The sequence below is a fragment of the Kitasatospora sp. NPDC005856 genome (assembly GCF_040629945.1).
Classification (GTDB): Bacteria; Actinomycetota; Actinomycetes; order Streptomycetales; family Streptomycetaceae; genus Kitasatospora.
The window spans coordinates 1-9,616 of record NZ_JBEXWT010000159.1 but is presented as its reverse complement, the minus strand read 5'-3'; the positions used below and the strand labels follow the sequence as shown (position 1 = coordinate 9,616).

Sequence of the window (9,616 nt, the reverse complement as noted above, 5' to 3'; positions counted from 1 at the left end):
CAACAACGTGGTCCTGTCGATCGTCGGTGCCGACGGCGTGCTGTACACCCAGTACGGCAACTACGACCAGGGTCACTTCGACGCCAACTGGACGATGCGCAACGGCGCGAGCCTGACCAGCCTCACCACGGTCAACGGCGACAGCAACACCATCCGCATCTACGCGGTCGGTGCGGGCGGCCGGGTGTACGGCGAGGACTTCACGCTCTACAGCAACAGCGTCGGCGGCTGGGGCGAGATCCCCGGCGGTGCGGTGGGTGTGAAGGACATCGCGGGCTCCATGAGCGGCAACAACGTGGTCCTGTCGATCGTCGGTGCCGACGGCGTGCTGTACACCCAGTACGGCAACTACGACCAGGGTCACTTCGACGCCAACTGGACGACCCGTAACGGCGCGAGCCTGACCAGCCTCACCACGGTCAACGGCGACAGCGACACCATCCACATCTACGCGGTCGGCCCCGGCGGTCGCGTCTACGGCGAGGACTACACCCTCTACAGCAACAGCGTCGGCAACTGGGCCGAGATCCCGGGCGGCGCGGTCGGGGTGAAGGACATCACCGCCTCCAACTCCAACTGACCAGGTCGAACCTACCGCCATGCCGGCGCAAGCCCCGCCCCTGGAGGCTTGCGCCGGCTGGGCCGGGCCGGAGCGGGATCCCGCCCGGGGCGACGCTCAAGGCCGGCCAACGGATCCGCGTCTACACGCAACTGCGTCTCGCCCGCCCGCTCGCGGCCGACCTGCGCCGCCCCTGGGAGAAGCCCGCACCACCCGAACGTCTGACCCCGGCCCGCGTCCGGCGAGGATTCCGAAACCTCCGTCCCAAGGCCGCCTGCCCGGCCGGGGCACCGCAAACCAGCCGCCCTGGCCCTGGACGCCCCCCCGGTCGCAAGAACACCCACCCAACCCTGCGCTACGACATCCACACAGCCCGCAGAACGGACACGACGAAGCGAACGAAGAAGCCCGGCACCCCTCGACCTCGCCGCACAGGTCAAAGACCAAGTTAGCGCTTCACCGGCAGGTCGCAGCCCTTGCGGTCGGCCGCGTACTGCTCGTCGCTCGGGACGCCGTAGGCCCCCTCCAGATAGCCCTGGACCAGGGCGACGCAGGCCGCCTCGGTGCCGGTCGGGATGGTGCCGGGGTCCTGGGCGACGGCGGTCCTGGCGCCGAAGGCGAGGGCGGCGCAGCCGGCGCCGGAGATGCTCGCGGTGGTGTCGTGGGCGTGGAGCCGGTCGAGGTAGGAGACTCCGTCCGCGCAGTCCAGCGGCATGTCGGCGGTGCCGAAGGTCATCGAGGCGATCATCCGGTCCACCTGCTGGTCCTGGGCCGCCGTCAGGTCCCCGTAGGTGGTCAGGCGGATGTGCGAGGCCGGCAGCCACCACACCCGGTGGGTGTGGGTACGGGTGCCGTTGTAGTCGGGCAGCACGTCGGTACGGACGGTCCAGCTCTGGGCCTTGCGGCCGCCGACGGACACCAGCGGGCCGGCCTCGGCGGCGGTGATCGTCTCCGGGGTGCCGCTGTCCTGCCCGGCCCACAGGATGCTGGAGGCCCTGAGGTCGGTGGGGAACATGCGCTCGGCGGTGTCACTCGGGTCGAAGGCGATCAGCAGGCCCGTGAAGCCGGTGCCTGCGGGCTGGTAGCGGCCGAGCGTCACCCCCGCTCCGTTGGCCGGTACCTGCGGGCCGTCGTTGCGCGGGTCCCTGGTGACCTGCCAGTCGGCCGGGACGGTGATGCCCAAGCCGCCGAAGAGGCTCCGGGCCGTCGCGGTCGGGGTGGGAGTGGGCGTGGCCGTTGGCGTCGAACTCGCTGTCGGGCTCGGGGTGTTGACGGTGCTCGCGGTCGGAGTGGCGGAAGGCGTGGCGCTCGGGCTGCCCGGGACCGGGCTGCCATCGGTACCGGCCGCGACCCGGGTGCCGCCGTTCCGGTCGGTGCCGCCGTTGTCCAGGACGGCGAAGACCAGGCCCGCCGCGAGGGCGGTGAGCAGCACACCGCCGCCGACTGCGCGGACCGTCGTACCGGAGCGGCCGCCGGCGCCGCGGACCGCGCCGGCGGGCGGGCGCCACGTCGGAGCGGCCGGGGAAGCGGCCGGGGTCGCAGCCGGGGGAGCGGCCGGGGAAGCGGCCGGGGGAGGCGGCGGCGGAACGGGCCCGGGCGGCGGGAGGACCTTGGTGAGGTCGTGGTCGGCCGCGGGGACCTCCCAGCCGGCGATCGGCAGCGCGGCGACCGGCGGCAGTCCCGGGGCGGCCGTGTCCACGGCCCGGGTGAACGCCATGGTGGGGAACACCCGGGTGCCGCTCGGCCCGTACACGGCGGCGACGGCCTCGGCCAGGCCGCCGGCGGTGGGCCGGTTCATCGGGTCACGGTCGAGGGCCGCCAGGACCTGCGGGGCGAGCCGGTCAGGCACGCCGGTGAGGTCCGGGGCGCCGCCGGCGATCCGGAAGTCGATGCCGGTGGGGTTCCCGAAGGGATGGCGGCCCGTCGCGGCGAAGCACACCAGCATGCCCCACACGAACACGTCGGTGGCCGTGGTGGTCTCACCCCGGGTGAGCTGCTCGGGGGCCATCCAGCCGGGGGTCCCGGTGGTCACGCGGGTCGCGGTGACGGAGGTGGCGTCGAGGTGGTGGGCGATGCCGAAGTCCAGGACGCGCGGGCCGTCCGCGGCGAGGATGACATTGCTGGGCTTCAGGTCCCGGTGGGCGACCCCGGCCCAGTGGATGCAGGCGAGCGCGTGGGCGGTCGCGGCGGCGAACGTCGTCAGACCGGTACCCGTCAGCGGCCCGTGCCGCCGGGCATGCTGGTGCAGGGTGTTGCCGGGCACGTACGGCGTGGCGAGCCACGGCTGCGCGGTGTCGGTGTCGGCGTCCACCAGCGGCACCAGGTACGGGCCCGCGACCTTCCGCAGGACGGCGACCTCCCGGGCGAAGCGCCGACGGTGCACCGAGTCCTGCGCGTGGTCGGCATGGAGGACCTTCACCGCCAGCGGCCGCCCCGTGCCGGGATGAAGACAGTAGAAGACGGTGCCCATGCCGCCCGCGCCGATGAGTCGCAGCGGGCGGTAGGGGCCTATGAGGTCAGGGAGTGCCACAGCGCGAATTCTCGCGCACGCCCGGGGCGTTCTGCCCGGTGAACCCGCGAAACCCGTGAGCCCCGACCCCGGAGACCCCACCGTGGACCCCCACCGTGGGCCGCCGCCGCGCAGCCCCCGCGGGCGGCTCCCGAGCGAGCGATTCGTTCAAGACGACGCCCCGACCACCCGCCCACACTGGCCCCATGACACCGAGCGACACCTTCACCCCCGCCGCCGGACGCTTCGCCCTCGGCCTCTACGACCCGCTCGTCTCCCTCACCCGCGAACGCCTGTGGCGCAGCCTGCTGGCCATGCACGCCGCCCCCCGCCCCGGTGACGTCATCGTCGACGTCGGCTGCGGCACCGGCTCCTTCGCCGTCCTCCTGCACCGCGTCGAACCGCGCGCCACCGTCATCGGCATCGACCCCGACCCCGCCGTGCTGCGCCTGGCCCGCCGCAAGGCCGCCGAGGCCGGCACCACCCCCGACTTCCGCACCGGCCTGGGCGACGCCGTCGCCGACGTCGTCGGCGACGAAGCGGCCGACACCATCGTCTCCAGCCTCGTCCTCCACCAGTGCCCCCTGTCGATGAAGCGGGCGATCCTCGCCGCCATGCACCGCACGCTGCGCCCCGGCGGCAAACTGGTGATCGCCGACTACGGGCGGCAGCGCACACCGGCCATGCGCCTGGCCTTCCGGATCGTCCAGTTCGCCGACGGGAAGCAGGACACCCAGCCCAACGCCGACGGCGTCCTGCCCCGACTGATCGCCGAGGCGGGCTTCGAGGGCGTGCGCGAGACGGAGACCGTCGCGACGGTGACCGGCTCGATGTCCCTCTACACCGCGCGCCGCCCGGGCTGAACGGCCTTACCCCCGAGCGCACTTCCGACTGCCTCCCCGGTCGTACCCCCGGGCGCGCGCAGAGCGGGCAGCGCCTGCGAGGGCGTCAGCCCGGTCAACTCCCGCATCCACCGGGAGAAATGGGCCTGGTCGGCGAACCCGCCCGCGAACGCCGCCTGAGCCGGCGAGCACCCCTCGCCGAGCGCCAGCGCCGCCCGGGACAGCCGCTGCCAGCTGCGCCAGCGCGCCAGCGGCACCCCCAACTGCCGCTGCGCCAGGGCCCGCAGGCGCTGCGGGGACAGCCCGACGCGCGCCGCGAGACCCTCCAGCGGCTCCTGGTCGTCGGCCAGCGCCGCCATCGCGGCCCGCAGCCTCGGGTCCAGCCCGGTGGCGGGCAGCCCGCCGTCCGGCCGTACGTCCCGCTCGGTCAGGCCGCGCCACCGCGGGGCCACGGTCACCCCGTCGCCGCACTGCCGCCGCAGCCGGTCGGCGAAGGCGCAGTGCGGATCGACGAAGAAGACCAGGACCTCCCGGACCGGGGCCATCCGGTGGCGCACCATCGGCGGCACCACGACCGCCGGCCCGCGGTGGCGCCGGCCGGCGGCGTCGTCGATCGCCACCGCGCGGGTGGCGGGCGCGACGGCGACCTGGAAGGCGGCGTGCCGGTGGAAGGTGCTGTCCGCCAGCGGCCCTCGGTACAGGGCGTACCCGGGACCGACGGTGAGCCCCCGCCGTCCGGCCCCGCCCTCCTTCCCGGTGCCGGTCCCGTTCCCGGTGCCGGTCACCTCCACCGGTCCGCCTCCCGGACCTGTCCGGCCAGGCGGACGGCGGCGTACGGAACGGCGGCCACGCCGCCGAGCAGGGCCAGCACGATCCAGAACGGGGCCGCCACCGAACTCGGCCGGCCGGTGACCATCCGCCGCCCGCCGTCCTCCAGCCAGACCCGGGTCCCGGCGCCGTCCGGGTAGGGCTTGTCGACCGGGCGCTCCTCGCTGAACTCCTGTCCGTCCACGGTCCAACGGTAGGTGCAGCCGTACGTCCTGGCGCCCAGCCCGCCGCCCTCCACCGGCTCCTGGCCGGTCACCCGGCAGTGCGTCACCACCGCCCCGGCGATGCGCGGCTCGTGCACCCGCACCTGGACGGTGTCGACGGCCTGGGCCGTCGCGAACGCCGTACCCCAGACCGCCGCCGGCAGCAGCACCGCCCACGCGCGGACCGCCGCGGCCCCACCGGCCCCACCGGTGCCGCGCGCCCGCCGGCCGGGCCGCCGGTCCGGGCGGTCCCGCGGCCGGCCCGGCCGGACCGATGCGGCCGCGCCCACCGCCAGCGCGGCGGCGCACAGCCACAGCGACCCCGAGCCCACCGGCCGGTCCAGCGACCACGCCCACACCACCGGCACTCCGGCGACGGCCGGCGCCGCGAGCGCCACCACGACCGGCCACGCCCGCCGGCGGCCGAACTCCTCCCTCGCCAAGCGCGCCTCCCCCTCTCCCTTCCCGACTTCTCCCGTCCCTTGCCCGTTCCTGACGCCGCCCCGGCCGGGAGGGCGGGTCTTCGTGCCGAGCGGTGACGGGACCGCGACATCGTCACGGGCCCGGACGGAAAGGGCCCGTGTTCGAATCGACGTGTCGACACAGCGTCATCACCGCAGGACAGCGGCCCATTGCGGTTCGATCACGGTGTGTCCGATTCGTCGAACATTGGGGGAATGTGTGGTGGTTAAAAGTTTTGGCAGCGGAGTCGGCGGCCTCTCATAATTCCTGCCGACACGCGTGACGGAAGCCCGGAGAATCCGCTGGGGGAGTGGCGTCCGAGAGGTGACCGGCGCGTGAGATTCCGCATTCTTCCTGGGGGGATTCCCTTGTCCGAGCCCGAGAACGAGGGCGCAGCCGGACCGCCGGCACCGGCCGAGCCGACTGCCGCCGAGACCGGCGCCGCCGTTGCCGCTGCCGCGCCGGCCGGCGCCGAGATCGGCACCGAGGCCGGGGCCGCCGCGCCCGTACCGCCGCAGGCCCCGCGCCGGCTGCCGCGCGCCGTCGGCGTCGCGCTGGCCACCGCCGGCCTGCTCGCCGTCACCGCCGCCAGCGCCGCGGTGACCGTCGCCGTCGGCAAGCCCGCCGCCCGCCCGGCCGCGGCCGCAGCCCCCGCCCCGTCGAAGGCGGCCGCGAGCGCGAGCGCCACCGCGAGCGCGACGCCCTCGGCCGCGCCCATCCCGGTGCCCACCGCCGCCCCGGCCGAGCCCGCCCCCGCCAGCACCGTCAAGGGCACGGTCAGGAACGGCCTGCACGAGGGCGACCTGCGCTACTTCCTGCTCCCCATCCCGGCCGGCGGCGAGTCCTACGGCCCCGCGGACGGGATGGCCATGACCGAGGACGACACCGCCGAGCTCTTCGGCAAGCAGGACGGCATCATGGACATCCTCAAGTCCTACGGCTACAAGGGCGGCGCGACCCGGATGTACCGCACCGCCGACGGCAAGGCCGAAGTCACCGTCACCCTGCTGAAGTTCGGCTCCACCGCGATGGCCTCCGACTTCGCCAAGAACTACAAGATCAAGTCGCTGGAGCCGTTCGGCATCGACGGCGACTCCGGCGGCCGCGGCTACCTGAAGGCTCCCAGCCAGCAGGCCTTCACCGGCTCGATGAGCGGCATCTCCAGCCAGGGCGAGGTCCAGTACACGATCGACGTCGACGTGAAGGGGACGCCCGACAAGGCGCTGCTGAACGACCTGATGAAGCGCCAGCGCGAGTGGCTCACCACCGGCGGCTGAGCCCGGCTCCCCGCCCGTACGACGCCACCCCTCCTCTTCCTCCTCTGGAGCCACTTCCGTGACCACCGACCCCGCGGAGCCGGCACCCGCCGCGTCCGCGCCCGCGGCCACCGTTCCGCCGCCGCCCGTCATGCCGCCCCAAGCCCCGCCCGCCGCGCCGGAGCACAGCGAACCCGCCGTCCCCGCCGAGCCGTTCGCGGCCGAGGACGCCCCGCGCGCCCCGCGCCGCCCCCGCCCTGTGCTGCTGGGCACCTTCGCCCTGGTGCTCGGCGTTCTGGCCGGCGGCGGTGTCGGCTACGCCGTGCAGGCCCAGCGCCCGCCCACGCCGCTGCCGCCGCTCCAGGTCGCCCGCCCGTCCTACCCGGCCGACACGGTCGACCCGGCCGCCCTCGCCGCCGAACAGCCCAAGCCGCTGGCCATCGACGGCGACCTGACCAAGCTGCTCATCACCGCCCCCGAGGGCAGCACCCCCTGGGCGGACTTCCCGGACAAGCCGAGCTGGATCTCGATCGGCGAACTCGCCGAGGAGAACGGCAGGGCGGCCGAAGCCTTCAAGAGTCTCGCCTCGCGCGGCTTCCGGCGCGCGGCCGAGGTGAACTGGAAGAAGGACGGCGTCTTCTACCGCGTGAAGCTGGTCCAGTACGCCGCGGATCACGCCGACGAGGCCAAGTCCGGTTACTGGCCGTTGACGTTCGCCGAGGACGCCAACGGCGGTTACAAGGTGGACATCATGCCCACCCACTGGGCGGAGAGCACCGAGCAGTACTACTACGGCGAGGCCAACGCCAAACGCGGCACGGTGCAGATGACGATCGAGGTCTTCGACACCAAGCCGGTGAACCCCGACACCCTCAAGGACCTCGCCAAGCGGCAGTGGGAGCGGCTGACGTGAACGACGAAACCGTGACCACCACCACCGCCGCCCCGGGCACCCCCGAGCCGGTCCCCGCCGCGACCGCCGCGCCCGCCGTCCCGCCCGTCGACCCCGCCGCGACCGCCGCGCCCGTCGCGCCCGTCGGACCGAGCCCCGCCTCCCGCCGCCTGCTGCGCGCGGGCGCCGCGACCGCCGCGGCCGCGCTGGTCGGCATCGTCATCGGCATCGGCATCATCAAGACCCAGTACGACGACCCCGCGCCGGCCACCGCCGCCGCCCCGTCCACCGGTCCCACCCCCGCCGCGACCGCCACACCGTACGGCGCCAAGTCCAACGGCAGCCACTTCGGCTCGCTGCGCGACCTGCTGCTGCCCGTCCCGGCCGGCTACGAGCTCGGTCCGGACGACAGCGGATACGGCAACGACACCGAGCTGAGCGGCGAGCAGCTGGCCGCCGAGCTGGACGCCGACCTCCAGCAGCTCCCCAAGGAGAAGCGCGACAAGATGCGCGCCTACTGGGAGAGCATGCACGTCAAGGCCACCGGCGTGCGCACCTACCGGGCCGCCGGGGACGACCTGGTGGTCGGCCTGAAGCTGCGCCAGTTCAACCAGCAGGAAGTGCAGCGGATCAACGAGTACACCGCGGTCTTCACCGGCGACACCGGCCTGTTCCGGATCGGCCCGGCGATCCCGGGCCACCCCGAGGCGCACTGCTACCTGATGCCGGCCCCGCCGTCCGCGCCGATCGACTACCTGGAGTGCTCGGCCGCCGAGGGCGACCTCCTGGTGATCATGAGTGCCGAGGGCGTGGCACCGCTGCCCAAGGACAAGATCGTCGCCCTCTTCACCCTCCAGCTCGACCGCCTCGCCCGCCCCGGAGCGTCCGTATGACCGACCACGCCACCCCGCCGCCCGTGCCCGAGGCCGCGCCCGGGAGCGTGCCCGGGGCCGATCCGCTCCTGGAGGCGCTCGCCGCGCCCGTCGCCGCCCCCGCTGCCCCTGCGCCGGTGGACCCCGCCGCCCCCGCGGACCCGGCTGCCGTCGTGGACCCCGCCGCCCCCGTGGACGCCGCCGTCCTCGCGGAGCAGGAGGCCCGCCGCGTCAACCGCCGCAAGGCCGCGGTGCGTTGGGGCGGCGCCGCCCTGGTGTTCGCCCTCGCCGGTACCGGCAGCGCCCTGGCGGTCACCGCGCCCGAGCGCACCGACCTGCCCGGTCTGGCCACCGCGAGCGACGGCCGCTACACCTTCGCGCCGCTGACCCTGCCGCCGCTGCCGGCCGGCAAGAGCGCCCCGGACGACAAGGGCACGTCGCTGCACCACGCGGACCTGCGCTACCTGCTGCTGCCCGCCCCCAAGGAGGCCGGCGGCTCCCTGACCCCGCCCGTCTTCCCCACCCCCACCGCCACGCCCGTCCCCTCGGGATCGCCCACCGCCTCGGGGCCCCCGTCCGCCTCCCCGGCGCCCTCGGCCTCCGCCGGCACGCCCGCCCCGGGCTCCGGGTTCGGCCAGTGGGTGCCCTGCGACGCGCTCGCCGACGACCAGCAGGACCCGGCCAAGGCGCGCGTCCTGCTGCTGGAGAACGCCTGCCGCGCGGCCACCGTCCGGGAGTGGACGGCCTCCGACGGCACCCGTACCCAGATCCGGCTGCTGCGCTTCGGGTCCGTCCGGGAGTCCTGGGGCGCGTTCGCCGACCTGCGCTCCAAGGGCCGTCCCAAGGCGGCCCCCGACACCAAGGGAACCCCCCACGACGACTGGGACACTCCCGACGGCAACAGCCTGACCGTCGTGGAGTCCACCACGGCCGGCTCCAAGGGCGCCCCCACCGCCCGCGTCGCCTACCTCTCCGCCGCCGACGTCCTCGCCGTCGTCACCATGACCAACCCCGCCGGCGTGCCCACCGTGCCGTTCCGGCAGGTCGTCACCCTCCAGGCCGACCTCCTGGGCTGACGTCGGCTCAGCGGCCGGGCGGGGGGGCCCCCCCGGGGGGGGGGGGGGGGGGGGGGCCCCGGCCCCCCCCCCCCCGGGGGGCGGGGGGGGCGGTGGGGGTTTTTAGCGCCCCTCCCC

Annotated in this window: 8 protein-coding genes and 2 pseudogenes; 7 read left to right on the top strand and 3 right to left on the bottom strand. The window is 74.9% G+C overall.

Features of this window, described 5'->3' with window-relative positions; translation table 11 throughout:
* Positions 1-580 (top strand): annotated as a pseudogene (locus ABZ449_RS40830) (hypothetical protein); the annotation flags it as partial.
* A 122-nt stretch (positions 581-702) separates the two neighbouring features.
* Positions 703-1,011 (top strand): annotated as a pseudogene (locus tag ABZ449_RS40825) (transposase); the annotation flags it as partial.
* Here ABZ449_RS40825 and ABZ449_RS40820 read toward each other — a convergent pair.
* Positions 1,008-3,089, bottom strand: coding sequence for a serine/threonine-protein kinase (locus ABZ449_RS40820; protein WP_360356890.1), 2,082 nt, complete (start codon positions 3,087-3,089; stop codon positions 1,008-1,010). The pseudogene ABZ449_RS40825 and the gene ABZ449_RS40820 sit on opposite strands and share 4 nt — an antisense overlap.
* Before the next feature lie 185 nt (positions 3,090-3,274).
* Here ABZ449_RS40820 and ABZ449_RS40815 point away from each other — a divergent pair, with 185 nt between their 5' ends.
* On the top strand, positions 3,275-3,931 hold the full coding sequence (locus ABZ449_RS40815; RefSeq protein WP_360356887.1) for a class I SAM-dependent methyltransferase: 657 nt from the start codon (positions 3,275-3,277) through the stop codon (positions 3,929-3,931).
* Here the strand turns inward: ABZ449_RS40815 and ABZ449_RS40810 are convergent.
* Positions 3,907-4,695, bottom strand: coding sequence for a helix-turn-helix domain-containing protein (locus tag ABZ449_RS40810; protein WP_360356884.1), 789 nt, complete (start codon positions 4,693-4,695; stop codon positions 3,907-3,909). The genes ABZ449_RS40815 and ABZ449_RS40810 overlap by 25 nt on opposite strands.
* Entirely contained in the window at positions 4,692-5,384 is a 693-nt protein-coding gene (locus ABZ449_RS40805; protein ID WP_360356881.1) for a hypothetical protein, read from the bottom strand. The genes ABZ449_RS40810 and ABZ449_RS40805 overlap by 4 nt, the downstream gene beginning before the upstream one ends.
* Positions 5,385-5,771: 387 nt before the next feature.
* On the opposite strand from ABZ449_RS40805, the gene ABZ449_RS40800 reads away from it, so the two are divergent.
* Genes ABZ449_RS40800 through ABZ449_RS40785 form a run of 4 tightly spaced genes read left to right on the top strand, consistent with a single transcriptional unit; the run spans position 5,772 to position 9,499 of the window.
* Positions 5,772-6,680: a hypothetical protein gene (locus tag ABZ449_RS40800; protein ID WP_360356879.1), complete on the top strand. Its 909-nt coding sequence runs from the start codon at positions 5,772-5,774 to the stop codon at positions 6,678-6,680.
* Between the two features lie 58 nt (positions 6,681-6,738).
* A complete protein-coding gene (locus ABZ449_RS40795; RefSeq protein ID WP_360356876.1) occupies positions 6,739-7,572 on the top strand; it encodes a hypothetical protein in 834 nt (277 codons plus the stop codon).
* Positions 7,569-8,444 carry a hypothetical protein gene (locus tag ABZ449_RS40790; protein ID WP_360356873.1) on the top strand — a complete coding sequence of 292 codons (876 nt, stop codon included), beginning with the start codon at positions 7,569-7,571 and terminating at the stop codon, positions 8,442-8,444. Before ABZ449_RS40795 ends, ABZ449_RS40790 begins: the two co-directional genes overlap by 4 nt.
* Entirely contained in the window at positions 8,441-9,499 is a 1,059-nt protein-coding gene (locus ABZ449_RS40785) for a hypothetical protein (protein ID WP_360356870.1), read from the top strand. The genes ABZ449_RS40790 and ABZ449_RS40785 overlap by 4 nt, the downstream gene beginning before the upstream one ends.
* The last annotated feature ends 117 nt before the right edge of the window (positions 9,500-9,616 follow it).

Excerpts from the sequence above, each read along its gene's own strand:
- ABZ449_RS40815 (WP_360356887.1), top strand. The coding sequence starts at position 3,275 with ATGACACCGAGCGACACCTTCACCCCCGCCGCCGGACGCTTCGCCCTC.
- ABZ449_RS40785 (WP_360356870.1), top strand. The coding sequence starts at position 8,441 with ATGACCGACCACGCCACCCCGCCGCCCGTGCCCGAGGCCGCGCCCGGG.